The organism is Ruegeria sp. AH7 (assembly GCF_056541325.1).
This window is the reverse complement of record NZ_JBQFYF010000011.1, coordinates 1-24,710: the sequence shown is the minus strand read 5'-3', so window position 1 is coordinate 24,710 and position 24,710 is coordinate 1. Positions and strand designations below refer to the sequence as shown.

General features: G+C 54.3%; 23 protein-coding genes and 1 tRNA gene. 11 read left to right on the top strand and 13 right to left on the bottom strand.

Going from position 1 to position 24,710, the window contains the following annotated elements:
- Positions 1-52: 52 nt before the first annotated feature.
- From ACR0JX_RS19070 to rpmH, 5 genes are all read right to left on the bottom strand, one after another.
- Complete coding sequence (locus tag ACR0JX_RS19070; RefSeq protein ID WP_480545357.1) at positions 53-1,606, bottom strand: putative bifunctional diguanylate cyclase/phosphodiesterase; 1,554 nt, start codon at positions 1,604-1,606, stop codon at positions 53-55.
- Positions 1,607-1,670: 64 nt separating this feature from the next.
- Positions 1,671-2,564, bottom strand: a complete 894-nt coding sequence (ttcA, locus tag ACR0JX_RS19065; protein ID WP_480501777.1) for a tRNA 2-thiocytidine(32) synthetase TtcA — start codon at positions 2,562-2,564, stop codon at positions 1,671-1,673.
- 57 nt (positions 2,565-2,621) lie between these two features.
- Positions 2,622-2,867 (bottom strand): membrane protein insertion efficiency factor YidD, encoded by a 246-nt coding sequence (yidD, locus tag ACR0JX_RS19060; RefSeq protein ID WP_480545355.1) that lies wholly within the window; start codon positions 2,865-2,867, stop codon positions 2,622-2,624.
- Entirely contained in the window at positions 2,864-3,289 is a 426-nt protein-coding gene (gene rnpA / locus ACR0JX_RS19055; protein ID WP_480545353.1) for a ribonuclease P protein component, read from the bottom strand. Before rnpA ends, yidD begins: the two co-directional genes overlap by 4 nt.
- Before the next feature lie 26 nt (positions 3,290-3,315).
- Positions 3,316-3,450 carry a 50S ribosomal protein L34 gene (rpmH, locus tag ACR0JX_RS19050; RefSeq protein ID WP_005980833.1) on the bottom strand — a complete coding sequence of 45 codons (135 nt, stop codon included), beginning with the start codon at positions 3,448-3,450 and terminating at the stop codon, positions 3,316-3,318.
- A 295-nt stretch (positions 3,451-3,745) separates the two neighbouring features.
- Between rpmH and ACR0JX_RS19045 the strand changes: the two genes are divergently transcribed.
- The 6 genes from ACR0JX_RS19045 to ACR0JX_RS19020 all read left to right on the top strand — a co-directional run bounded on the left by ACR0JX_RS19045 (position 3,746) and on the right by ACR0JX_RS19020 (position 9,588).
- Positions 3,746-4,477, top strand: coding sequence for a TVP38/TMEM64 family protein (locus ACR0JX_RS19045; protein WP_480545416.1), 732 nt, complete (start codon positions 3,746-3,748; stop codon positions 4,475-4,477).
- Positions 4,478-4,481: 4 nt separating this feature from the next.
- Entirely contained in the window at positions 4,482-5,900 is a 1,419-nt protein-coding gene (locus ACR0JX_RS19040) for a dihydrolipoyl dehydrogenase family protein (RefSeq protein WP_480545351.1), read from the top strand.
- 19 nt (positions 5,901-5,919) lie between these two features.
- Positions 5,920-7,302, top strand: a complete 1,383-nt coding sequence (locus ACR0JX_RS19035) for an ATP-binding protein (protein ID WP_480545349.1) — start codon at positions 5,920-5,922, stop codon at positions 7,300-7,302.
- 64 nt (positions 7,303-7,366) lie between these two features.
- Positions 7,367-7,443, top strand: a tRNA-Arg gene (locus tag ACR0JX_RS19030).
- A gap of 148 nt (positions 7,444-7,591) precedes the next feature.
- Positions 7,592-8,782, top strand: coding sequence for a tyrosine-type recombinase/integrase (locus ACR0JX_RS19025; RefSeq protein ID WP_480545347.1), 1,191 nt, complete (start codon positions 7,592-7,594; stop codon positions 8,780-8,782).
- The gene (locus tag ACR0JX_RS19020) at positions 8,782-9,588 is read left to right on the top strand and encodes a hypothetical protein (RefSeq protein WP_480545345.1); all 807 of its coding nucleotides are present in this window, start codon (positions 8,782-8,784) and stop codon (positions 9,586-9,588) included. Before ACR0JX_RS19025 ends, ACR0JX_RS19020 begins: the two co-directional genes overlap by 1 nt.
- Before the next feature lie 97 nt (positions 9,589-9,685).
- On the opposite strand, the gene ACR0JX_RS19015 is transcribed toward ACR0JX_RS19020, so the two are convergent.
- A complete protein-coding gene (locus tag ACR0JX_RS19015; RefSeq protein WP_480545343.1) occupies positions 9,686-10,249 on the bottom strand; it encodes a hypothetical protein in 564 nt (187 codons plus the stop codon).
- A gap of 169 nt (positions 10,250-10,418) precedes the next feature.
- On the opposite strand from ACR0JX_RS19015, the gene ACR0JX_RS19010 reads away from it, so the two are divergent.
- Both ACR0JX_RS19010 and ACR0JX_RS19005 read left to right on the top strand, forming a co-directional pair.
- Positions 10,419-10,946 carry a helix-turn-helix domain-containing protein gene (locus tag ACR0JX_RS19010; protein ID WP_480545341.1) on the top strand — a complete coding sequence of 176 codons (528 nt, stop codon included), beginning with the start codon at positions 10,419-10,421 and terminating at the stop codon, positions 10,944-10,946.
- Between the two features lie 31 nt (positions 10,947-10,977).
- Positions 10,978-11,613, top strand: a complete 636-nt coding sequence (locus ACR0JX_RS19005; protein ID WP_480545339.1) for a hypothetical protein — start codon at positions 10,978-10,980, stop codon at positions 11,611-11,613.
- A gap of 1,473 nt (positions 11,614-13,086) precedes the next feature.
- Here ACR0JX_RS19005 and ACR0JX_RS19000 read toward each other — a convergent pair.
- From ACR0JX_RS19000 to ACR0JX_RS18985, 4 genes are all read right to left on the bottom strand, one after another.
- Entirely contained in the window at positions 13,087-14,631 is a 1,545-nt protein-coding gene (locus ACR0JX_RS19000) for a ShlB/FhaC/HecB family hemolysin secretion/activation protein (RefSeq protein ID WP_480545337.1), read from the bottom strand.
- A gap of 321 nt (positions 14,632-14,952) precedes the next feature.
- A complete protein-coding gene (locus ACR0JX_RS18995) occupies positions 14,953-16,230 on the bottom strand; it encodes a sensor histidine kinase (RefSeq protein ID WP_480545335.1) in 1,278 nt (425 codons plus the stop codon).
- A gap of 50 nt (positions 16,231-16,280) precedes the next feature.
- Positions 16,281-16,940 carry a response regulator transcription factor gene (locus tag ACR0JX_RS18990; RefSeq protein WP_480545333.1) on the bottom strand — a complete coding sequence of 220 codons (660 nt, stop codon included), beginning with the start codon at positions 16,938-16,940 and terminating at the stop codon, positions 16,281-16,283.
- Positions 16,941-16,977: 37 nt separating this feature from the next.
- Positions 16,978-17,565 carry a PepSY domain-containing protein gene (locus ACR0JX_RS18985; RefSeq protein ID WP_480545331.1) on the bottom strand — a complete coding sequence of 196 codons (588 nt, stop codon included), beginning with the start codon at positions 17,563-17,565 and terminating at the stop codon, positions 16,978-16,980.
- A 199-nt stretch (positions 17,566-17,764) separates the two neighbouring features.
- Between ACR0JX_RS18985 and ACR0JX_RS18980 the strand changes: the two genes are divergently transcribed.
- Positions 17,765-18,841: a hypothetical protein gene (locus ACR0JX_RS18980; RefSeq protein WP_480545329.1), complete on the top strand. Its 1,077-nt coding sequence runs from the start codon at positions 17,765-17,767 to the stop codon at positions 18,839-18,841.
- 222 nt (positions 18,842-19,063) lie between these two features.
- On the opposite strand, the gene ACR0JX_RS18975 is transcribed toward ACR0JX_RS18980, so the two are convergent.
- On the bottom strand, positions 19,064-19,252 hold the full coding sequence (locus tag ACR0JX_RS18975) for a hypothetical protein (RefSeq protein ID WP_480545327.1): 189 nt from the start codon (positions 19,250-19,252) through the stop codon (positions 19,064-19,066).
- Positions 19,253-20,551: 1,299 nt separating this feature from the next.
- Between ACR0JX_RS18975 and ACR0JX_RS18970 the strand changes: the two genes are divergently transcribed.
- Positions 20,552-21,451 carry a histone deacetylase family protein gene (locus tag ACR0JX_RS18970; protein ID WP_480545325.1) on the top strand — a complete coding sequence of 300 codons (900 nt, stop codon included), beginning with the start codon at positions 20,552-20,554 and terminating at the stop codon, positions 21,449-21,451.
- Between the two features lie 161 nt (positions 21,452-21,612).
- Positions 21,613-22,167: a DinB family protein gene (locus ACR0JX_RS18965; RefSeq protein WP_480545323.1), complete on the top strand. Its 555-nt coding sequence runs from the start codon at positions 21,613-21,615 to the stop codon at positions 22,165-22,167.
- 337 nt (positions 22,168-22,504) lie between these two features.
- On the opposite strand, the gene ACR0JX_RS18960 is transcribed toward ACR0JX_RS18965, so the two are convergent.
- Both ACR0JX_RS18960 and ACR0JX_RS18955 read right to left on the bottom strand, forming a co-directional pair.
- Positions 22,505-23,320 carry a hypothetical protein gene (locus ACR0JX_RS18960; protein WP_480545321.1) on the bottom strand — a complete coding sequence of 272 codons (816 nt, stop codon included), beginning with the start codon at positions 23,318-23,320 and terminating at the stop codon, positions 22,505-22,507.
- A gap of 45 nt (positions 23,321-23,365) precedes the next feature.
- Entirely contained in the window at positions 23,366-24,265 is a 900-nt protein-coding gene (locus ACR0JX_RS18955; RefSeq protein WP_480545320.1) for a hypothetical protein, read from the bottom strand.
- Positions 24,266-24,710 lie beyond the last annotated feature (445 nt).

The window sequence follows — 24,710 nt, the reverse complement described above, 5'->3', positions numbered from 1 at the left end:
AAAGGTCAAGCGGAATCGGCTGTCAATTCGTCACGGATCATCCATATAGGGCTTAAAATCCGCCTTGTGATCCCGTTTGCCGGCCAATCTTCGGAACACCGTTGACCTTGTTGCGATGCGCGGCAATCCAATCCAGTGTTTTCTCGAACGGCATGGGTTTCCCAATGCCAAAGCCCTGAACATGGTTGCAACCAAGCTGTGCCATCAAGGCGTGTTCCCCTGGGGTTTCCACACCTTCGGCCAGGGTTTCAACCTTCAGGCGCTCCGCCATGGTCAGGATCGCGCTTGCAAGCTGTTGCTGGCTTGGGTCTTGATCGGATTTGGCAACAAAGGACCGGTCGATCTTGATCCGGGAGACCTGAAACCGCTTGATCGACGCGATTGAGGCATGTCCGGTGCCAAAATCGTCCAGATCAATACAGCATCCAAGCGCGGCCATGCTGGTGACATTCCGCGTGATTACGTCATCGGGTCTGCGGGAAAAAACAGTTTCCAGAATTTCAACCGCCAGCCTGTCTGGGGTGAGGTCGAATTGATCCATCTCCCATTTTAAGCGATCGATCAGGCCGGGGTCTCGCAGCTCATCCGATGAGAAATTAATGCCGATCCGCGGCACGATTACTCCGGCCCGATCCCAATCGCGCATGGCTTTGAACGCATGATGGCGGATGGTCTGTCCGAAACGTTCCATCATCTCGGCCTGTTCCGCAAAGGGCAGAAACACGTGCGGGCCCAATACGCCTTTTTGCGGATGCTCCCATCTTGCCAGCGCTTCAAACCCCGTGACCTTGCCGGTATCGGTAGAGATTTGAGGCTGAAACCATGGGCGGATTTCGCCGCTGTTCAGCGCGGCCCCGAACTCTTTTTTCAGATTGGTACGAATGCGCGACCGGCGGCGTGTATCCGACGAATAGGCGCGAATCGTGGATGGGCCATTCTGTTGCGCCTCGATCAAGGCGTTGTTGGCGGCGTCCTTCCACATTTCCGGGGTCCCGTTAGGTTCGCCTGAACTGAGGCAGAACCCTATGGAGCACGAGACATAGATGCCGGTGCCGTTCAGCGGTATCGGATCTTCGATGGCTGACTGAATGCGCCCCGCCATTTGTATACAGGCCTCAAGATCCAGGTGCTGCGCTGGGCGCAGAGCAATCAGAATCCTGTTGCCTGCCAACCGGGTTACAAAGTCCTGGCTGCGAATGACCGAGAGAATGCGATTGCAGACCTGCTCCGATATCAGGTTCGTCGCGGCCTCGCCATGCAGGTCAAGAAGCTGTGTGTAATCGTCGAGCGCAATGGCAATACAAGCGGACATTTCCCCGCTTTGTTTTGAACCTTGAAAGACCGCCTCCAACTCTGCATCGAAGCGGTCGTTGGTGAGAAGACCACCTGCTTGGTGAGTTCCAAACGTCCCACCAGCCTTTGACCCAAACCGGCCGACTGCCGCGGCGATCAACGGCAGGCCCAAAGCGGCGGCGACAAGCGCACGTTCACCCCCGATCCAGAACGCACCAAGGCTGAGTGCGGGAATGAAGGCGAGAGCAGATGGGGAGTTCAGCAGCGACGCGAAGCTACGCGACAGACGGTCAAAAGAAGGTAGGTTCCGCATCGGTTTCCAGGCCCTGAGAGATGATCACAGGCCCCGACCGTATGAAACCAATCTGAGTCAGCCGTTAACGCAGATGCGGAATTTCACCCAAATCTTCGGGTTTTTTGTCCGGATCCAAAGAAAGCCCTGCAAAATCGAACAGTTTGGGGTCCAGCAGGTGCGACGGTCGGGCATTAGTCAGGGCGCGGAACATGACCTGCCGCCGACCGGGGCTGTTCTTTTCCCATTGATCGAGAATTTGTTTGACCTGTTGGCGTTGCAACCCGTCCTGACTGCCGCACAGATCGCAGGGGATGATCGGGTAGCGCATTGCATTGGCAAATTTCTCGCAATCCGCTTCGGCCACATGGGCAAGTGGGCGAAAGACGAACAAATCACCCTCTTCATTGACCAGCTTGGGCGGCATAGTGGCCAAACGACCGCCATGGAACAGGTTCATGAAGAAGGTTTCCAAAATATCGTCACGGTGATGGCCCAGCACAACGGCTGAACACCCTTCTTCGCGTGCGATGCGATACAGGTTGCCGCGACGCAGGCGAGAACACAGCGCGCAATATGTACGGCCTTGCGGGACTTTATCGACTACGATCGAATAGGTATCCTGATATTCGATCCGGTGGGGTACATCCATGCGTTCCAAAAATTCAGGCAGGACGGTGGCGGGAAAACCGGGTTGCCCCTGATCCAGATTGCAGGCCAGCAGATCGACGGGCAGCAGGCCGCGCCATTTCAACTCATAAAGAACTGCAAGCAGGGTGTAGCTGTCTTTGCCTCCGGACAGGCAGACCAGCCACCGGGGCGGCTTGCCGTCCTTGTCATGGGCAGAGGGGTTCACCATCCCGTAGTGTTCAATGGCTTCACGGGTCTGGCGCACAATACGCTTGCGTAGTTTCTTGAACTCGGTGGTCGAGGGCGCGCCAGCGAAAAGCGGGTGGATATCATCTGCTTCGTCAAACATGGACCTGCCCTAAAGAGTTTGAGGCACCCCGGCAAGATAAATGCCAGGTTTTGAGCATCAGGTTTTGTCTTTACACGCCTGGCACTCTGGAACCGGATCGTACCCGTCGCCGCCCCAGGGATGGCACCGCCCGATTCTGCGCGCGGCCAGCCATGCCCCCTTAATCGCCCCGTGCTTTTCCAGCGCTTCCAGCGCATAGGCAGAACAAGTGGGTTGATAGCGGCAGTTGAAGCCAACCCAGGGGCTAAAGATCAACCGATACGCCCGGACGGGCAGGGCGATGATATGAGCCAGAAATGTCATTTGCCCGTGCCATGGATTTTGCGCAGCGCGTATTTCAGATCGTTCAGCAGAGAGTCATAGGGGCAGGACCCGGTGACATCGGCGCGTCCGATCAGCACATAGTCCCACCCGTCATGACCTCGGGTGGGCAGAATGGCACGCGCTGCTTCGCGCAAGCGCCGTTTGGCGCGGTTTCGGGCGACAGCGTTGCCAACTTTCTTGGAACAGGTGAACCCAACCCGAATACCGGGTGCTTCGTCCGGCGCGCGCTTGCGGGCCTGTACCATCATCGACGATGTGCCTTGCCTGCGCGCGCGCGCGGCTTTCAGGAAATCAGGCCGGTTCTTAAGTGCAGTCAAAGATACTGGCGCGCAAACAGAAGCCGCCGGGGGCTTTTCCCGGGGGTGGTTCTTACCAACCTCAGGGGCCTCCGGCGGCGTCATGTTCAGTACCTGACAGGTCGAGCGGTTTACGCGCTCAGCGACTTGCGGCCACGTGCGCGGCGCGCGTTCAGGATTTTACGGCCGGCCTTGGTGGCCATGCGCGCGCGGAAACCGTGGCGGCGTTTGCGAACCAGGTTCGAAGGCTGATAGGTGCGTTTCATCGCTCCGTCTCCAATCTATAGCGGTGGGTGCGGCGCGGATTCGCCTGGCCCTAGTGTTCGAAGCCCGTCCTCTACTGCTAAGCGGGGGGTAAGTCAAACCCCAAGACAGGGGTTTTGACGCCTTTTGCAACAATTCTGTAACCGGGCCGTCGAAAAGGTTTCAGATTCCTGGTTTTGCACCCGAAACTCTCACATTCCCTGCCACATAGTTCAAGGCCGCGTGAGGGACCTGTCGTTTGGCGGTCGGGCAACGCATGTTGGGGTCAGAATGAAACAGATCAAGCCGGATGAGCCTATGAGTGAAACGACCCAGCCCCCGCGCAGCGGCGTTGCGCGCCATATTCCACTGCTGGTGATCCTTACGGTCGCAGCGCTGGGGTTCTTCACGCTTGGCGATTACCTCAGCTTTGAGACCTTGCGCGATAATCGTGAGGCGCTTCTGGCATGGCGGGATGCAAATTACTGGGCCATGGCCGGTGCCTTTATCGCAATCTACATCGTGATTGTGGCCTTCTCCTTGCCCGGTGCAGCCGTGGCTTCTATGACCGGTGGCTTCCTGTTTGGCTTGTTCGCGGGAACGGTTTTCAACGTTTTCGCGGCGACGATTGGCGCATCGGCGATTTTCCTGGCCGCCCGTTGGGGTTTGGGTGAATCACTGACCGCGCGGTTGGAATCCTCGGAAGGCACGGTCAAAAAGCTGAAGGACGGGCTGCGCGAGAACGAGATTTCTGTGCTGTTCCTCTTGCGGCTGGTTCCAGTTGTGCCTTTCTTTGTCGCCAATCTGGTGCCCGCATTGGTCGGCGTAAAGTTTCGTAACTTCCTGATCACCACAGCGCTGGGGATTATTCCGGGCGGGATCGTGTACACGTGGATCGGCGTCGGGCTGGGCGGTGTGTTCGATCGGGGTGAAACGCCTGATGTATCCCTTTTGTGGGAACCGTTTGTGATCGGCCCGATCATCGGCCTTTGTGTGCTGGCCGCGTTGCCAATTGTGATCAAAGCCCTGCGCGGCAAAAAGGACACCTGAACGCATGAAGAAAGTGAAGACGGATATCCTGGTGATCGGAGCCGGATCGGGCGGGTTGTCAGTTGCCGCAGGAGCCGCACAGATGGGGGCCGACGTGATCCTGCTGGAAGGCCACAAGATGGGTGGTGACTGCCTGAACTTTGGCTGCGTCCCGTCAAAGGCGCTGATCGCAAGTGGTAAAGCGGCTCACGCGCAGGGGCACGCCACGTCGTTTGGAGTGGCGAATGTTGTGCCTCAGGTCGACTATGGTGCAGCGAAAGATCACGTTCATGATGTAATCTCTCAGATCGAGCCGATGGACAGTCAGGAGCGGTTCGAGGGCTTTGGCGTGACAGTCATCCGAGAGTTTGGCACCTTCCTGACGCCAACCGAGGTGCAGGCCGGGGACACCGTGATCACCGCGCGCCGTGTTGTGATTGCGACCGGGTCATCTCCGTTGGTCCCTCCGATCCCCGGTTTGGAAAATGTGCCGTATTACACCAACGAGACCATTTTTGATCTGCGCGACAAACCGGACCATCTGCTGATCATCGGTGGAGGGCCTATCGGCATGGAAATGGCGCAAGCGCATATCCGGTTTGGCTGCAAAGTTACAGTGATCGAAGGCATGAAGGCGCTGAGCAAGGATGACCCTGAGGCTGCGGCCGTGGTTGTGGACACCTTGAGGGCAGAAGGCATCGATATCCGCGAGCAAGCCATGGTCGCTCAGATACGTGGTGAGGACGGTAAGATCGAAGTTGTGACTGAGAACGGCGATATCATTTCAGGCACCCATCTGTTGATGGCTGCCGGGCGCAAGGCGAATGTGGATCGTCTGAACCTTGAGGCTGCTGGTATCGACCGAACACGCACCGGTATCCAGGTTGACGACGCTCTACGCACGACCAACCGCAAGGTTTATGCGATTGGCGATGTCGCAGGTGGGCTGCAATTTACTCATGTTGCAGGGTATCATGCTGGCATCATTATTCGGTCAGCTTTGTTCGGACTGCCCTCAAAAGCCAAAACGGCGCATATCCCATGGGCAACTTACACCGACCCAGAATTGGCGCAGGTCGGTTTGACAGAGGCGCAAGCCCGCGAACAACATGGTGAGGCGATGGAAATCGCCCGGTTTGACTATCATCACAATGACCGCGCGATTTCTGAACGAAAGACCAAGGGTTTCATCAAGGTGATGGTCGTCAAAGGCCGCCCGGTTGGCGCAACAATCGTGGGGCATCAGGCCGGAGAGTTGATCAACTTGTGGTCTCTGGCGCTGGCCAATAACCTCAAGATGGGTCAGATCGCCGCGATGGTTTCGCCCTATCCGACGATCGGAGAGCTTAACAAACGCGTCGCGGGTGCTTATTTCTCGCCGAGGCTGTTTGAGAATCAGACAGTTAAACGAGTGGTCAGGTTCGTCCAGCGCTGGATTCCCTGACCCAAAGAAGGAGCGTCAATTGAACTCGCTGTCGGGCCGTTTCCTGATCTTGACGACGGTCTTCGTGATGCTGGCCGAAATCCTGATCTTTGTCCCGTCAATCGCGCGCTTCCGGGAAGACTTTCTACTAAACCGGCTGGAGCGCGCGCAGATCGCATCGCTGGCGCTGTTAGCCGATGACATGCTTGCCGATGAGCTTGAGGCCGAACTGCTGGAAAACGCGGGCGTCTATAATGTCGTACTCAGACGTGATGAGGTGCGTCAGTTGATGCTGTCCTCACCCATCCCAGAACAGATCACCAATACTTACGATCTGCGGGATGCAGGCCCCTGGATTCTAATCCGTGATGCGATGACACGGATATTCACGGTCGAGAACGAAGTAATTCGTGTGATCGGAGAACCTGTCAAACGGGCTGGTTTGTTAATCGAAGTGACCATGGAAAGCGCACCTTTGCGGATGGCGATGGTGGACTATGGCCTTCGAATCCTTGGACTGTCATTTGTTATCTCGATCATAACGGCGTCGCTGCTGTTTCTCGCAGTACGTGTTGTTCTTGTTCGTCCGATCAAAAGTGTTGTCGGCTATATGCAGCGCTATGCTAGCGCGCCCGAGGATGCGCGTGGCATCATCTCGCCGAGTTCGAAAGTGACCGAACTGCGCGAGGCGGAAGAAGCCTTACAGATGCTGCAAACGGACCTGACACAGGCGTTGAAACAGCGCGAGCGATTGGCGCAATTGGGTGGTGCCGTGGCCAAGGTCAGCCACGATTTGCGGAATATCCTGACATCGGCGCAGCTTTTTACGGACCGGATTGAGGCGAGTGATGATCCTTTGGTCAAACGCATGGCACCGAAGCTGGTCAACTCGATCACCCGAGCGGTTTCCCTTTGCGAAAGCACACTTGCCTTTGGCCGTGCAGAAGAACCCGCGCCAACTCTGAACATGGTAAAGGTTCGCGACATTGCTGCGGACGTGGCTGCAAGCGAGCAATTGGCGGTGGCCGACGCCTGTGTCGAGATTGTGAACGAAGTACCGGACGACTTGGTCGCACGTGCCGACCCTGAGCAATTGTACCGAGTCATCATGAACCTTGTCCGCAATGCGCGACAGGCGCTGGTCGCCTCTGGAAAACCGGGTCGGATCGTCATCGTGGGGTGCGAGCTGGAGAGCACCTGGTGCATCGAAGTCAGCGATACAGGACCCGGCCTGCCGCCCAAAGCGCGTGAAAACCTGTTCACCCCGTTTGAGGGTGGTGTGCGTAAAGGCGGATCTGGCCTAGGTCTTGCAATTTCGCAGGAACTGGTGCGCGGCCATGGCGGGGATCTGGTGCTGAAAGACACCGGACCCGATGGAACGACCTTTGAAATAAGGCTGCCCCGCGGAGACGAGACTTTTTGAGGATTTTTTACAGAATCGACTTGCACGTCCACCGTGCCGGGTCTAAATAGCGCCTCACCAACGCGGACCGATAGCTCAGCTGGATAGAGTACTTGACTACGAATCAAGGGGTCGGGGGTTCGAATCCTCCTCGGTCCGCCACTTGGTGATATTCCAAAATCTTGGTGAGACGCACTAGGTTGTATAAACCTCTGTGTTTTATGGCCATAGCCACGCTGGTGGGTTTCATTGGATTTTATCCGATAGCACAAGTATGCTTTCATTGAGTGGTATATTTTGTGGTATTTTCATGTCCGCACTCGGCAGGAAGCTGACAAAGAAGCTGGTTGAGAATCTTGGCCCTGGTCGGCATGGTGACGGCTCTGGCTTGTACCTTGTTGTTGATCCATCGGGTGCACGGCGCTGGATCGTGCGTGTAACGGTCAAAGGACAGAAGAACCGCAAGGGCGCTCCGCTGCGCACGGATTTCGGGTTAGGTGGCGCTGATGTCGTCACACTAAACCAGGCTCGAGAAAGAGCCCTCGAATATCGACGCATGGCAAAGTCCGGGCTGAACCCGCGTTTCAACGCCCAGCGTGAAATCCCGACCTTTGAGGAACTCAGCCGACAAGTTCACATTGACCGCCTGCCAACATGGAAGAATGCCAAACACGGCCAGCAATGGCTCAACACCTTGCGCGACTATGCGTTCCCAAAGATCGGGCGCATGCCAGTCGACAGCATTGATCAGCCCGAGGTGTTGATGTGCCTGTCCCCCATCTGGACCGAGAAACACGAAACCGCAAAGCGACTGTCGCAGCGGATCAAGACGGTGCTCGATGTGGCAAAGTCCAAGGGCTTCCGCTCGGGCGAGAACCCGGTGACCGCTATCCGCGAAGGTAAAGTGCTGCCAACCGTCAAAGCCAAGGTCCAGCACCACGACGCGATGCCGTGGCAGGAAGTGTCCGCATTCTATGCCGAGCTACAGACCCGTTCAGCCATGGCCGCAAAGGCGCTGCAGTTCACCATTCTGACCGCCTGCCGAACCTCAGAGGTGCTAGAGATGAAGTGGCCCGAGGTTGATGTCGATGCGCGCCTGTGGACCATACCAGCGGAGCGCATGAAAGGTGGTCAGGTCCATCGCGTGCCTCTCACCGACGAAATGCTGGCCATTCTGGAACCGCTGCGCGCGCTGGCCTCTGACTATGTGTTCGAGGGGCAGAAGCGGCATCAGCCCCTGTCAAACATGTCCATGCTGATGCTGCTGCGCCGGATGCGAGAGGATGGCGTTACCGTGCATGGCTTTCGCAGCTCGTTTCGAGATTGGGCGGCGGAAGCTGCAGGTGCACCACGCGAACTGGCAGAGGCGGCCTTGGCCCATCAGGTTGGGTCAGACGTGGAGCGGGCCTACGCGCGAACGGATTTGTTAGAAAGGCGACGGGAAATGATGAATACTTGGTGCAATTACGTATGTGAGCGCACAGAAAGGGCTTCGAACTGATGTTCAGCCCGATCGGCACAGTTAGCTTACTCGAATTAAGAGGGAAGTTTGGTGAAATACTCTCCTATTGGGAAAACAGAAACGTCTTTCATGAGATTTGTAGGGAACTAGGGTACGAATACGAAGATGTAGACGGGGTACCCTATCTTCGCGACCGGAGAGAACCTGATGGTTCCGTGTCTCCGGCGCCGACGCACTTTGGTGCGTCAGCCTTCGAATACGTTATAGAAGACGTTTTCAAGTTGTTTTTGTTTGGAACGGACCGATTTTATCTTTGTTCGCCGAGTGGTAAAAAAATGGTGGGCTCTAATCTGTTCCTTGAGCTCCTCGACTTGAATTATGAGGCAGAGGAGTTCCCAGAATTTATTAGAAACAACCACGACTCTCAGTGGATTTTCTTGGAGTACCCAACGTACCTAATTTCTGCGAAAAGCTGGGACAGATTTTCCAAAGAATTTTTGATCGAGAACGACCTGATTGATCCCGACTATGTTCTGCCAATTGCTGAGAGGGTCAGATCGTTTGAAGGTTGGAGCCTGTGCGTTGTTGAGGATGATATACCAAAAACGGCACAGGATTGCTTGTCCTTGGTGGCATTCAATCGGGAGAAAAGACCAACCTCTAAACGAGGCAGACCATCATTGGAAAAAGCAAGAGCCGCCTTCGCCGCGATGGGGAACGACAAAGGATCGTTGTCTTGGACGCAAGTCCAAAACCGACTAGAGAACCAGACCGGGCAGCGGCCTTCACCTAAAACACTTCGAGACTGGCGCGACGCGGCGTCGAATCCCCCCGGGAAAAAATAGGGGGAAGACTGGGGCCAAACTTTTCATTCTTCCCCGACTAGCTCGTTAGGGGAAAATGGTTCCAATTTAGTGCCATCGCAACTGATCCAAGAGGATTTCAACGATGGCAAACGTCTTCAATGACGACCGGGTCTATTTCCCAGAAGACCCTGAAATGCAATTGCTGGGAAACCGCGAAAAGCTGGCTCAATAGCGCCACCGCATGTGTGGTCCGGCCTTTATCCGCATAGGTCGGCGGATCGCCTATCACGGCGCCGATCTGAACGCCTGGCTGACGGCCCGGCGCACCGATCCCAACAACGAGGCTGCATAATGAAAAACCCCAACTCCAAGCGTGGAGATGGGGCTTTTCCAGTGACATCAACTGCCACCCTAGCAAGTCCAGTTGATGCCACAGGATGCCCTGTGCCGACAAGACAAAACGAACGCCGGTACTACTGGTCGCCCCTGAGCCACTCGGTGGAACGGGTGATCGTGCGGAAAGGACGGATTGAGCATGGCTGAAATGTCCATTTCCAAGTCGATCAATGCCGGTCACGACAGGGAGCCGCACACTGGCCCTCTTTCGCGAACCGATCATCGGGAAACTGCTGAGAACTACAGCGGTGAACTCTTTCGCCATGGTGTCTACCGCGTCGCTGTTTGCCGGGACGGTATCCAATGGCTGTTTCAGCGCCAGAGACCCCAATTTCCCGCCGGGGGAGCGGCCTGGGACACACTCGGGTACTGCGTGTCCAAAATCGGCCTAACCCGGCTCGTCCGGGCGCATATCGACTTTGATATACCCGAACTAGATGCTTTGCCCGCGCATTTCCAGCGGAGGTGCCGCGATGAGTAGACGCCGATCTCCCAAGGGCAAAAGGTCGGATGAGGGTCAGTACATCCCTCTGCCTTACGCGATGATCAAATCCCCGGCATGGCGTGCGTTATCCGGGCCTGCGGTGAAGCTCTGGCTGGAGCTTCACACCCGCTTCAACGGTAGCAACAACGGCAAGGTGTTTCTGTCGATGAACGAGGCAGCAGAAGTCTTGGGGTTGGGCAAGGCCACCGTTCAACGCGCCTTCGAGGATCTGCAGGACAAAGGCTTCCTTATGCTTGAGCAGGAGGGCGATTGGTACCATCGCCGGGCTCACGAATGGCGGCTGACGACCAAGGCGACGCAGACCCGATCCGGCAAGAAAGCAGCCACCAATGACTGGCGGTTCTGGCAGCCCGAAAAAACAATACGCGGTTCTGAGACGGACCCGTCAGCAACTTCTGTGGTTCCGTTCGAGAACCCAAAGACTTTCCATGGTTCCAAATCAGAACCCGTCAGATCGATTTTGCGTCGGTCCATCGGTTCTGAATCGGAACACTAATACTAACCACTCCCTGTTACGCGAGGCGGACATGAGCAAGACACAGAAAGACAAAGGCAACGATCTGCAGACAAAGGGCTTCAACCTCACGGATGCGGAGACCAATGCGATTGTCGATCTGAGGGAACGGAAGAAATCGCGCGTTCGGGCACCGGACATCCAGTTGGACTTCGATGAAGATACACGCAGGCTCACGGTTGGGCACAAGGGAAAAGACCCAAAGGCGGCATGTGCCTTGGCCATGCATGAGCTCGGCACGGCGGATTACCGGTTCTTCGAAGGTGTCATGGACCAGGTGGCTGTGCTCGGACAACAAGGCAGCTCAGTCTCCGAGACCGCATCCAATTTCGTGATGTCGGTTGTTGCAGGTATCCGGCCAGAGGATGAGATCGAAGCGATGCTGGCCATTCAAATGGGCGCGATCCACCAGGCGACGATGATGATGGCGCGCAGGCTCAATCACGTCGAAACCCTCCCTCAGCAAGACTCGGCTGAAAGGGCACTGAATAAACTTGCGCGGACCTTCGCGAGCCAGATTGAAACCCTGAAACGGTACCGCTCCAAGGCAGATCAGACCGTCCGCGTCGAACGCGTCGAGGTCAAAGAAGGTGGGCAGGCCATTGTCGGCAACGTCCAAAACGGGGGGCGGTCGGATGACAAAAAATGACGATAACCTCATGGACCCTACGAAAAGACTCAATGATGCGCCCAGATGCACCGCCACAGCCAAGTCCACTGGCAAGCGGTGCCGTGCCCCCGCCGTTCAAGGCTGGAGTGTTTGTCGCATGCATGGGGCCAGAGGTGGGCATGCTGCTGGGCCAAGCCATCCGTCATGGAAGCATGGGGAACGGTCGCAGAGCGCGAACCAGGCCCGCAAAGCCGTTAACTACTTGATCCAATTGGGGACGAAAACTGGAGTAGCAACTCAATTGAGTTAGTAGAGAATTGTGATAAGGCTATGCTCACGTTAACCGAAACCAGCCAGATGACTACTTTGAAATCAGCCGTACAAAGCTGGATTTAACGCTGCTTTCGTTTAACCGAAATGATGCATCCAGAGTGTTTTGGATGCCGTGCAGGTACATCCCGTGCCATTGCGTCAACGTTTCCAAGGTGCCGTAACGCTCCGTTGCTCAGCAATACGCCTCGACCAGCATCATACCGGCGCTGTCCAAATCCGCTGGCAACGCATTCCCAGTTTTCCTTGGCCGCTGTGTTGCGGAATCTCGGTAGATCGTGCGGGTCATGCCGTCCGGGTGTTGCTGCGACGTGATCGTGTTTCTTTGAACTGCTTTGGTAGGTTGAATGGTGAGTCACTTGTGTTGGGCCAGGTTGCTGAACAGTACCTGTTGTCGGCCTCGGCCTTGGGCGCATGATTGTCACGACGCCTTGTGGCTGCGTATGTCCGGGGACGGCTACATGAGTTGCCGTAGGTCTTGGCGTTAACTGTGGAACCTGGCCGGGAACCGCTGTGGGAACCGGATTTGGGGTCGCGGTTGGGACAAGCGGTGGCACAGCAGATTGACCGGTAGGCTGAGGCGGCACCTGACCAGGAACGGCGACTGGTATTTGGTTGGGTGTCGCCGTTGGCACAAGGGGCGGCACACTAGGCTGAGGCGGGACCTGGCCAGGAACAGCTATCGGAACTTGATTTGGGGTTGCAGTCGGAACTTGCGGCGGCACAGCAGTAGGCCCGGTAGCCAATGGCGGAACCTGATTGGGAACGGCTGTCGGAACCCGGTTTGGCGTCGGATTTGGCACCAAAGGCGGAACTAGGGTCGGCGCTGCGACGGGTGTTGGAACTTGACCGGGAACCGCTATCGGCGTCGCGATTGGAACCCGACCGGGAATTGCATTCGGGACCGCGCTAGGCGCTAGGACCGGCACAGTAACTGACGTGGGTGTTTGCTGCGTTCCCTTAGGTGGCAACTGATTTGCCACCGGCTGCGTTGGACCGGTAATTTGGTTGCCTGCCCCTTGCCCGCCAGCTTGCCCACATCCTTGGCTCGATTGGTGCGGGTTCCCTACACCACGGCACCACCCATAATGATTGCCGCGGGCAACTACCTGCGTAGCGACCAGCTCAGCGACCAAACAAGCTGCGGCAATTATTGCAATGCGGTTCCGTTTCATAACATCCTCACCAACTTGTTGTCAGAGCAAGATACGCGCCAGGATCGCCAGAGTCGGTCAAGGGACCGTCTCTCAAAGGGACACCGACATATCCGGACAGGAATAGGTTTTGCTTAAACTCAATGTCTAAACCCAGACCTGTCGAGGCCAGTGTAGCATTATCAACTTCAAAACTCGCAGGGTCATTGTTCGAGATGTAACCCACGTCGAAAAAGACAAAGGGCGTCAAGCGATGAATGCTTTGGGAACTCGGAAAGTAGGAGTGAGACACTTCGAAAATCGCGGATATCCCTGAATCACCATCCACTTCGTCAAACCGATATCCACGCAAAGCATAACGATCACCAAGGAAGTACTCCTCGACCGAGGGCAGCCGGTCGGTTGTGTACTGCCCCCAAATCTCAGTGCGCCAAGCTGTGTTGGGCGACAAGCTCGTTAGCGGGCTTTCGTATCCGATGCCGCCCCGCAGATGCCAGAATGAAGAATCTCCATCATCAAAATTTGCGTCCGTCGTGTCGTTGTCATTATCGCCAAAAGATAGGGTTAGCCCCGCTTCCAGAGCCTGTCCTTTTGGATAGTTTTGTCCGTAGAGATATGTCAGGCCAACGACACTCGCGTCACTGGATAGTGGAACACCGCCACTGACTGAGTCCGCTTCGGAAACGCGATAATCCAGCAGAAGATACCCATAGCGAGCCACATCGCGGATCACGGGGTATCCCAACGCGAGGGTGAAGTTCTCGCCATCAACATCTGTTCTTGCAAAATCCCCCGAGAGGTCACGTTTTGCGTTTATGTTTCCGTAGAAAATCTCACCGTACAGACCATTGCTGTTCAGCGGCGTGCGATAGGTAACAGCGCCCCACAAAGAGTGTTCGTCGTCTTTGTCCCAATTGTAGTTGCCTGACCCCTCAAATCGCAGCAAATCCCCGACGGTCAGCGTCGAATAATATTCTTGTACGATATAGAAACTGAGCGCTTCTCCAAGCTCACGCGGAGGGTTGTCGAGTGTCGCGCTGCCGGCTTGTTTGAGTAGAGGGTCTCCCAATACTCTCAGCCGCGCACCACCCTGGTCCGGGTAGTCAAGTTCGGTCGACACGTCCAAGTCGGGTATGTCCTCGGCCAACATAACCGCACGCTCAAATCGTTTAAGAGTTATTGGATATGCTGTAGTGAGGGGGCGAAAGATCTTTTCTAGGGTTTGGAACGTGCGTGTATCTACACCTTCAATTTCGATGGTTTGAATACGCCCTTCATCAACAACTATGCTCTGCCCATCGGGACCAGGCCACGCCTCAGCCAAGAAGTAACCGTCTTCTCGGTAGATCTGCGTGATCGTTGATGCGACCTCCGCCGCCGTGATGCGCCCCGACCGATCAAAGGCCAACTGACCGGCAAACGTTAACAGCTCATCGGTATCGTACACCGTTACACCGCTGACAGAGTGCTGGGATGCGATGTCCCAGGTTTGGGCAATACTGTTTTTCGACACGGATATCACGGACACGAAAGTGCATAACACCGTAAAAACAACCGAGTTGAATAGGCGCATTATCGACAACCTTAAGATGACTGAGCTTATTTGCAACCAATCCTAATACGAGGTTAGAAGGGACCAACTTAGAAGCATTTGAGTTTAATTGTTGTTGATGCTTTTTGAACACATAACATTTTGAGTGAGTTTATGCTGTTTAATAGAAAGCTGCTCACTGGCGGGACCTAAGCTGTTGGCTCTAGTTGATGCCCGCTACGCTCGAATTGGCATCGCGCTTGTAGTGTTTGTTGAAAGCGTTTGTAGTTTATTCAGACGGAGGTTTACAAATTTTAAAGAACTGCACCGAGGCTTCCAGAGATCGAAAACAGTACGTTGTTCTCAGGGGCCAATCGTCACTTCACAAGCCAAGCCACCTAGGCGCTCCGATGTTCTAAGTTCTAGCTTCCCACCATATGCAGCCAATAAATCGACCGAGATAGACAGACCCAAACCTGTTCCCTTGACAGAGGTATCCAGCCGACTGCCGGAACGAAGGACTTCAAGTCTGGCATGTTCTGGGATTCCAGGCCCATCGTCCTCAACGCAAATCTCGATACCGCTTTCCGTTCGCCTCACAGTGATTTGGAATGTTGTTCGGCTCCACTTGAGCGCATTGTCGAGGAGATTTCCGATCACTTCTTCAATGTCCTGAGGATCCATGCGGACAAGAAGACCTGCCTCGTTGTCTGACACCAGGGTCTTCCCCTCGCGTTCCGCCATAACCGAGAATAGCCGGGACAGTCGTTCGACCGAGTTCGACAGGTCTGTCCTAGAATGGGTTAGCTCACCAGTGTTTGAAGCACGCATGCGCGCGAGCGAACGGCCAAGCTGAGCGTCAATTCGAGATAACGCCTCTTCCGCAGGCTCTGTGTGTACGCCGGCTTCAGACAGATCCGCCAATTCGTTTCGTAAGATGGCTGTCGGCGTTTTCAGAGCGTGCGCCAGATCCGCTGCCTGCCTTCGCGAACCGGAGACGATCTCTCGGTTTCGATGCAGCAGTTTATTGAGGTCTTCTACCAGAGGCGAAACCTCATCCGGGTAGTCTGCGGGCACCAATTCATCACCCCGATCCCAGCGATGAGCGACATCGGCACGCAACTTCCTGAGGGGGCCAATAATGGCGGACATCAATAAAAGTGAACTGGCCACTCCGATCAAACCGATCAATCCGAAAACCGAGAGCAGGTATCTTTGTGCGGCACTGCGTTCGTCGATCAGTTGGCTCCTGCTTTCGGCGACAGTTACACCCCACTCCGTTCCGTCTTCGAACGTAATTTTTTGATAGACGCTGCGAACGGCCTCGTTGTCCGGACCTGTAGTGTTCCAAATGATTGTTTCGCCACTTGCGCGCGGAGGCTCGGAAATCGTTTCGTCAAAAAGCGAGGCAGAGGTATAGATGGCGCCAGTACCGTCTGTTACTTGCCAATACCGCCCTGAGTAGGGCGTACCATAGGCCGGGTCGAATACAAACTGCCGCAAGGTTTCAGGGTCATCCGTAGTCGCACTTAGGCCAACGACAACTTGCGTATGATGGTCTTGCAGCGCACTGTCGAACTGATCCAGGACGCGCGCATTTATGTAGGAAAACACCACCAGCGTACCAACGCCTACAGACAACGCACCCGAGGCGATACCTCCGAGCAAGGCCCGTTGGCGTAACGACAGCATTAGGCAGGATCAATCATATAGCCCCGTCCCCTGACGGTTGTGATCAAATCAGAGCCCAGTTTTTTGCGCAGACGCGTAACGAATACAGCGATTGTGTTGGAGTCCCGGTCGCCGTCATATTCGTAGATGTGTTCGGACAATTCTGTACGCGACACCATCCGACCGATATTATGCGCAAGATAAGTGAGCACCGCGATCTCCTGCGCAGTCAAATCGACCGGGATTCCTCCGACGCTGACCCGACCGTTTCTAGTGTCTAACACCACGTTCCCCATTTCGATTACAGGGTTCAGCTGACCGCTTTGCCTGCGCAAGATCGCCCGCACCCGTGCGGCCAGTTCAGGCATGTGAAATGGCTTTGTCATATAGTCATCTGCGCCCGCATCCAGACCGTCGACACGTTCGCTCCAGCCATCTCGGGCCGTCAAGATCAAGACCGGGGTTTTGACGCCCGCGTTACGCCATTCCCGCAGGACCGAGATACCGTCGCGTTCGGGCAGGCCGATGTCGAGGATGATCATGTCATAAGGTTCAGTCGACCCCAGATGCAGGGCATCCGTACCATTGGTTGCCACGTCGACCACGCGGCCCTCGGAGCCCAGCAGCTTTTTGACTTGTTCACAAAGCTGGGGTTCGTCTTCAGCAAGGAGAATTCGCATATTCGGAGACTATATCTAAAACGCGGTCAGCTTCACGCTATTTCTTACCGCCGCCATTGCCGTTGCCGCCGCCGTTGCCGCCGCCGTTACCACCGCCGTTGCCGCCACCGTTGCCGCCACCGTTACCTCCGCCATTGCCGCCGCCATTGCCGCCGCCGTTACCGCCGCCATTGCCTCCGCCATTGCCGTTACCATTTCCGCCGCCATTGCTGTTGCCACGGCTAGTGCTGTTCCCGCGAGTCGCAGAGGCGCTTTGACCAATACTGCTTTTGGACTTGGAGGCTGTGGAGCGTGCGGCTTTGGAGATTTCGCGTCCGACACTTGAATTATTCGACACGACGGCGCCGGTTTGGGCGTCCACAATTACGCTGACGATCTTTCCGCCCGGCTTCTTGACCAGAATGCGATAGTAAATCTTGTCGGTTTGGAAGGCGCGTGCATCAACGGGGGTCCCACCGATGGCTTTTTCGACACCTTTGATGACACGTTTCAACCGGATTGCGCTTCCCGACAGAGTTGCCATGCGCAGTTCAGACTGTTTGAGTTCGCGCGCCTCGGCCACCGCTTGTCCTCCGGACAAGGCGCTCAGCAACGCTGCAACCAACAATAAAGCTTTGGTTTGCATAGAACCCTCATACTCTTGGGCCGAGACTACAGGGCCGGATGTGAACCGGCGATGAACAAGCAGTTAGCCCTGCGTTCAAGCACGCTCAAGTTAAATGAAGTCCAGCCTTATTGATTCGATCACGGATCGAACGGCCAGAACACGGCGTCCAAGTTCAGTTTACCGATAGCTGTTGCTGTGAGTTTTTTAGGAGATTGAGATGAATATCACCAAGTGCGGACTGCTGAAAGCCTCGACAATAGCGATTGCCTTATTGGGTTCGACGGCCATTGTGACCACTGTTACAGCTCCCGATTTTGCCTATGCCAAGCAGGGAAATGGTGGCGGAAACGGCAACGGTAACGGCGGCGGAAACGGCAATGGCAACGGTGGTGGAAACGGCAACGGTAATGGCGGTGGGAACGGCAACGGGGCGAAGGGATCTGGCGGAGATCACAGCACGGTTGGCAAGGACGCCAGCGGAAGCAAGGCCGGAAATTCCAGATCAGGAAAAACAAAGTCTCGCTCTGCCGGGGTTGGTCAGAAAAAAGGCGGTGGGTTCTCTCTGAAAGATCTGTTCGGTGGGAAAAAGAAAGCGCGTAAAACAGAAGCCGCCGCGACGGGTGCTAACAAAACGCACGGGACCCGTAAGACCAAGGCACCAAAATCCTCAGCGCAGACTGTCATTGTGGACGAGTCAAAGCGCCCCGTATCTCGTGCTAAGGGCAATCGTATGGCCGCGTTGCTTGGTGCCCATCCATCGGAACTGGGCGCGCTGAATGCTGCCAACGCCAGCCCCACTGCACTGGCCAATGCTGCGCCGAATTCGCGCGTTGGCAGAATAGCCACCTACCGAGACACGGTGTTGGCCGGTGAACCCTTACGTGAGGATCTGGTCGAGCAGCTAGAGGTTTTAGCGGGGCTGGAGCCACCGGAGCGCCCATTGCAAGATATCGAAGATGATTTGGAAACTGCGCTGTCTGAAGTTCAAGAAAACCAGAACAAAGTACAAGAGCTTGAACAGGCCTTGGCTGAAGCGGGCGGAACAGATCCCAACATCGAAGCGCAGCTTGAAGAGGCTCAGGCCGCTTTGGATGCCTCAATTGATGAAGCGCAAGACTTGGACGACGAAAGACAGGCTGCCATCGATTACAATGACGCGGTCGATGAGGTGGAAGAATTGACAGAGCTTGTTGAAGAACAGGACCTGGCAGAGCGCGAAGCCTTGGAAGCGGCGGCCAACAAACCTGTAACTGACGCCGTCGAAAAAAAGGTCAAAGCCCTTTTGGGATTTTAACCCGAAGCCTTTAGGCCCTTGTTGATCTACACTTTGAGCGTGCCGACCGCAGGCGCGCCAAGGGATGTTTTGACGGTTTCTAAAGCTGAAACTCGTTTTTTGGTGATAGTGTCACCCGTCAAAAACAAATCCCACCCCAAATGATGGGGTGGGATCGGGGGACAATTCTGATGTTTAGGGTGAATATCGAGAATTGTTCGGGGGGGGTCAACTGATCTGCCTTCAGGCGTTCTGACGAGCCTCGGAGAGCCGCAAGCTTTTGGTGATCTCGATTAGTGCATTTTCGATAGGAGGGAAGCGACCACTGTTCGAAATGATCAAGGTTTGCAGACGCTCGTCGGCAGCTTTACCGGAGGTCTGCATTGCAGCTGGTGTGCCACAGTCTTTAGTCACAAAGGCAGGCTTGACCATGTTGTTCCCCTTGTTTCCGTCAAACGATACACATGTCGTTCGATCCAATTCAGGGACTATGACTCAGCGTGGTTGAACGCACCGAGAATATGCTGTTCATGTTCGGTTAATATTGTTTACGGAATAAAAACAAATGAATTCTCTGGTTGTGGGACCGTTCGATTGCCACCTTTTAACTTAACGGTTTGGAAGGTCGCTAGGTGAGGATGATGCATCAGTCGAACCATCGCCTCAGATCCAAAGATGCTAGCCGCAAGCCAGTCTCCGCCTATGGGTTAGGCAAACAGGGACCGGAAGCATACTTAGAATTTGAAGCCAAATGAGGCCCTAAAGATGAAAACAACGTTAGTAATCGCAGCAACACTATCTGCCATTCAAAGTGCGCCGGTTGCGGGTGCGAGTTTCGACTTACAGACCCTTGGGCTTGGACTACTTATTAGTTCACATACCGCAGTGCAGCCTGTTCTCGTGAAATCGAAGGTGGGACATTGTCCACCTGGCTTGGCCAAAAAAGCAATTCCATGCGTGCCGCCAGGCCAAGTAAAACGATATCGGGTTGGGGACTACATCTACGATGGGTACGTACCTATCGACAATCCCAGCCGATATGGACTACGGCGAAACGGCTACTATGTGCGTGCTGGAGACTATGTTTATCAGGTGAACCGAGAGACGCACGAGGTGTTGAACCTGATAGGCGCCATAGCTGATATACTTAACTAACGGCCTTCTTCTCAGACCAAATATGCCTGGTATCAGGCCTTTCGGACGCGAACCACGACAAGAGACAACGGGCTCAAACCGGTCATCTGCCGGTTCTGGTGGGGTCAAACGCATTGAACGCAGCCGCGCTCCTCCGGTTCTGCGACGGACTAGCCCAAGAACTAGTCACAGATCATGACGCCATCCTGTAATGGCTGCAGCGCTACTCCGAAAAGCACTAAACGTTGCCTGAGCAGCGTTGCTACGTACCGATCATTGATTTACGATTTTTTTGGATGCTCGAGAAAATTTGAAAAGAGGCTAGAAAGTCAAAGTTTTACAGCAAGGCCTTCCAAAAGGACGAGTCACTCATTCGCCCTTGATGTCGACAAATGGCTGGTGAGCGAATCTTCGAGGCCGCAGCCGGAACGAAAGCAAAGTCCAGCACATCGAACAATCTCATAAGATATCAACTGTCACCTTCCTGCAAATCGACGCACAATTTGAACCACAATGCCATCGGGGACTGTTATTGAAGATCTGTTCTGAGGTCGGTTGTACGCTGGCGCGTTGCCTGAGCTCCAATACACCGAAGTCATGAGATTTTACGCACCTCAAAACTCCTCTCTTAGCCTGCCTTCCGGACATCGCTTTCCGCAGGGCAAGTACGAGATGCTCCATAAGCTACTGCTGAAAGATAGTATTCTTCAGGAGGCGCAGCTGGCAGAGTCTTTGCCAGCCAGCGATGAATCAATAAGGCGCGCGCACGCCGCCGGATTTGTCGCGCAGTTTGAAATCGGGGAACTCGAAGAAAAAGCCATGAAACGGATTGGCTTTCCGTGGAGCCTGGAATTAGTGAGGCGCGTTCGCGCAACGGCCGGTGGCGCAATAGCCGCTGCTGAGACAGCTCATGAGTACGGTATATCGGGGCAGCTCGCTGGTGGCACGCATCATGCCCATCCAACGTTTGGATCTGGCTATTGCGTCTACAACGATCAGGCCGTCGCGGCGCTCCACCTGCTTGCGACTCGCAAGGCCGAAAGGGTCGCAATCATTGATCTTGATGTTCATCAGGGTGACGGCAGCGCCGCGATTTTCGCTGCCAATCCATCGGTCTTCGTCTTTTCGATGCACGGCGAAAAGAATTTTCCGTTCCGGAAGTTTCCGGCGGATCTCGATGTTGCCCTTCCAGATGGCACCGGCGATGAGGACTACCTACGCTCCTTAACCAACCACTTGCCCGCCGTATTCGAATTTCGCCCCGACCTCATTCTATACCAGGCAGGTGTTGATCCGCTGGCAGAAGACCGGCTAGGGCGGCTTGCGTTGACCCATAATGGCCTCATCCAGCGCGATCGGGCCGTTCTACACGCCTGCAAAGGCCGTGGCATCCCAGTTTCAATGGCAATCGGCGGTGGCTATGCCGACCCAATCGATGCTTCCGTCACGGCCTATGCCAATACCTACCGGGTCGCAAAGAAACTTCACCGATTTTGACAACAGATATGATCTTTGTGGTTCGTCATTCTAACTGTGTATCGATGGTCCGCACTGAGCCCAAATTCACGGATGCCGAGCTTTGTGCAGATGTAGGGAAAGCGGACGAAGTTGACATTTACAGCATAGACAAGATTTGATGACAAAGATAAGAACAATACATGAACAAATTACTTTGTGTACAAGCCTACAACAATGCTTGGGCGAACCATAGGCTGGGGGTCGCCTGCTCTTTGTTATCAAAGAGCGAACTTGAAAAGGAAAGAGAGAGCTTCTTTGGCTCGATCATCGCCACCCTCAATCACATTCTGATTGTAGATTGGTTCTACGTTTCCGCGTTGGAAGGTCGGTGCATTGGCCTAAGCGCTTTCGACAATCGCATACCTTGCCCCAACATAGGTAATCTCATTGAAGAACAGCGAAAAATTGACCAACGCTTTGTGTCTACCTGCTCAGATGCAAGTACTGACCTAGGAGCTAAGCCTGTCGAGATGATACGCGGTGGCAACATTCAGACCGAGCGCTTTGACAGAACTTTTCTACATCTTATCCAGCATCAAATTCACCATCGTGGACAAGTCCACTCTATGTTATCAGCGACGAGCGTCGCACCGCCTCAGCTTGATGAGTTTTATCTCGCTTGGGAGCCAGATCGACAACTGCGTGCACCTGACTTGGAGCAGATGAGCACCTCGGAAAAAGACATCTGGGACTGACAGTTTGGGCTCGAAGAAGGCCTTCGCTTTACTCTAAATGAGTGTCTGTTATACATTTCTTATCGTGCGTCCCATTGCATTCAAGCCTTTGGCTTTGAATCGCGAGTGTCTAACCTCAGTGTGGTATATTTAGTGGTATTTGTTTGAATTTTTGAATTTTAATGTTTTACTATGAGGTACTTATATAGAAAGTATAGTTGCTCCTCGGGAAGTCGAACTCTATGGTTTGACCTGCCCCTAGATTCTCCCCCAGCTAACAAGCAGTTGCCATCTAGTTGTAAGAATTTGGATTTATCGATGGCAAGATCGGAAAAGCGGGTTACCTTTGATTGAGCAGCTACCAACCGATCGCCGTCAAGACGTTCAGTACCGGCTGATCTATGTTCCGAAAAGTCGTTCCTGAGTTTCTATCTGGGACCATCAAGGAATTTGGTGGAGGCCGAAAGTGTTCATCACTTGATGCCGGTTGAAACGGGTTTGGTGAATATATTGGATAGGTCTGGTTCAGACCGGTTCGGATACGCAAACTTCCTGAGGTGAGCGCCACGGCAAGTGGCTGAGAATTGTTTGCATAGTGGTTCCCGACAAGCTCATTGCCCTGTGCATCCTCAACGAGAACGCCAAAAGCGCTGGGATGACCGTTCAGGTTTGCAGGAAGGCTTACTTGGGGGTTCAGATTTGGTGGAATTGCCCCAAGCACCGCATTGTTTCCGTAAGAGCCAAAGTTATTCCCATTCACGTCGGCGACCCAAAATAGCCCAACAAACCCTAAACCATGACAGATTTCATGAAGGGCAACTGATTCCAGGTCGTACTGGTCCTGTGCAGGTTGACCCTGGCCTGTGTAGAAGTTCTGCTGACCAAAGATGACTTCCATATCGAACAGGTTTTGCGCTGACAAATCGGCGCCTGCGAGTTTGTCTGCTAACGCACTGGTGTACCAAGTATCTTGGCGCGGAGCGTTGTTGAAGTTCTCGTGGCCACCGGGAATGCACATTCCCAATAGGCCTCCCAATTGTAGATTCCACTGCACATTGACTTTGATATCGATATTGGACTGAAGGTTTGTGGCCTCCCATGTAGCTATAGCGCGGGCAAAAGCAGCTTGCGCGCCTTGAGGCATTCCTTGCGGGTAGGTTACATCAAAATTCATTGTCCATTCTCATCACAATGTTCTTGGATCATCAGAGGGTGTAGCCTACGGTGGAGGGACGACGTGTGTTTTAATGTGCGCTGGTGGCCCACCAGAATAGCCGTAAATGTCTATCCATGCTTCTCCTGTCGGGGTCAACGATAGTGGAGTTGGCCAATTTGGTGCGAATGTTGGGCCGGATTCCAACGATAGTGTAGCGGTAAGATTTGTAACGTTCAGAGGAATATTGGTGACCTCTTTACTTGATCCACCGGAGACCTGGCATCCGCCCAAAGGCTGCATCCCATCTTTCCCGGGAATCAAGCCAGTCACAGAGACATTCACGATGTAAGTGCCGCCGTGCTGATTGTCGAAGTACAGAGTAAAGTAGTTCAGGCGATTCACCCATAGCGGAACCAATAAGTTGTCGCCGACGAAGGTGGCGAATTTGAATGCAATCGGTGCATCAACCGATGAGATTTCATCCGAAGAAGCTGGCCAAAGATGCGAGGATATGGTTCCGGTGCTGTTTTCTGAAAAGTATGATCCTTTGAGGCTGGCCTTCGATTTATCACTGTCCGTCATCCCTGCCATTCCATCGACCGACGCCGACATCGAAAAGCTGGAGTTGGTTGACGCTGACCCAACATTCATGCCTGCCTCTGCATAGATCACCTGAGTGATAACCCCGAAGCCCTGTGTGATCTGGCCATTTTGCGTGTAGTTGTTGGCGCTTGCGGTGGACTTTATTAAATCCATGTTGTTTGCAATTTGCACACCGCTGCTGATCTTTGGGCCTTGCAAGAGAACCTTTTTCGATGGCTGGAACTTGGACATAATATCTTGGGAATTGCTAAACGACCACTTAGCCTCCGCTTCGACTTCAACAGTTGTATTTGTGGTCGGATCATGACGTCCACTTATCTTCACCTCACTCCCTGTTTTAGTCACTCCGTTAGTTGTCATGTTCCAGTGGGAGTTGTACGGTTTTGCAGTTAGTTGCGGGGAGTCGATTAGTCCATAAGATGTAAAATCTCTCTGGTCGCATCAAGGAAGCCCATCATACCTGGTTGGACCGAACTGTTCAGAGTCCAATTGCCCCAGAGCGAGGGAGCCTCATTTCGAACAAGCCCAGTGAAAAGCGCATTCCAATTTAGATTCGACATGTCAAATGGTGCTCCGCTCTAAATAAATTTACGCGACAGCATAATGCTCCAAATACACGCTAATCTGTTAGTAATCGATTCAGGCGGCTTCAGATTATTTTTCGCGAGGAGTATAGTGTACCCGCAACAAAACTTGATCAGCCCCACTTGAGTGGTCCAATTTGATTGTTAGTGCATGATCGGCCTTTGGTCCATCTGGACGATGGTTTCAGGCACCGGCGGCCGGTAGCCTAGAGCACTGTGTG